A 789-nucleotide genomic window follows, 5' to 3' on the forward strand; every position below is an offset into this window, starting at 1 on the left:
CGACCTCGAACGCCTGTGGCGGGAGAGCCCGACGATCGACCTCGGCGTCGTCGGCACGCAGCAAACCGCCGCCCACTAGTTCGTATGCCGCGCCGTCTCCTCGTCCTGCGCCACGGCGAGACCCAAGCCAATCTCGACGGGATCTGGCAGGGACATCTCGATGTCGCCTTGACCGAGCGTGGCATCGCCCAGGCGTATGCCGCGGGGCCGGCCCTCGCGGCATACTCCCCAATGCGGTTGGTCACCTCGGACCTGAGCCGGGCCGCCCGCACGGCGGCGGCGGTGGGGGAGTCGTGCGCGCTGACGCCCGAGCCGGATGCGCGGTGGCGGGAGTTCGATGTGGGGCAGTGGACCGGGCTGACGTCGGCGGAGGTGATCGCGCGGAATCCGCACGAGCGCCGGCGCGCGTTGACCGGACACGAGCAGCGGCGTGGTATCGACGGGGAGGGGCCGGCGCAGGTCACCGAGCGGTTGCGCCCCGCCGTGACCGAGCTGCTGGCGGGGCTGCCCGACAGCGCTGCCGCGGTGATCGTCAGCCACGGCGGCACGATCCGGGTACTGGCGGCGCTGTTGTTGGGGCTGGATTCGCTCAGCACGGCCCGGCTCCTGACGACTCCGGGCAACTGCCAGTGGGCGGACCTCGTCGAGGGGCCCGACGGCTGGCGCATTGCCGGCTGGAACCTCCGCGCCTAGCCCCCCCATTCCCGAACTTGAGCACGCCTTACGCACTTGAGCACGCCTTGGAAGGCGTGCTCAAGTGCGTAAGGCATGCTCAAGTTCGGGGTGGGG

The 789-nt window shown here is 71.2% G+C and carries 1 protein-coding gene; it reads left to right on the forward strand.

The genetic code is table 11. From position 1 onward, the window contains the following. The first annotated feature begins 84 nt into the window (after nt 1-84). Nucleotides 85-693, forward strand: a complete 609-nt coding sequence (locus BN13_RS17515; RefSeq protein WP_048548516.1) for a histidine phosphatase family protein — start codon at nt 85-87, stop codon at nt 691-693. Nucleotides 694-789: the final 96 nt, after the last annotated feature.

The organism is Nostocoides jenkinsii Ben 74 (genome assembly GCF_001046875.1).
Classification (GTDB): domain Bacteria; phylum Actinomycetota; class Actinomycetes; order Actinomycetales; family Dermatophilaceae; genus Nostocoides_A; species Nostocoides_A jenkinsii.

Bases quoted from the DNA above. Each gene is read 5' to 3' on its own strand.
- BN13_RS17515 (WP_048548516.1), top strand. From the start codon at position 85: ATGCCGCGCCGTCTCCTCGTCCTGCGCCACGGCGAGACCCAAGCCAAT.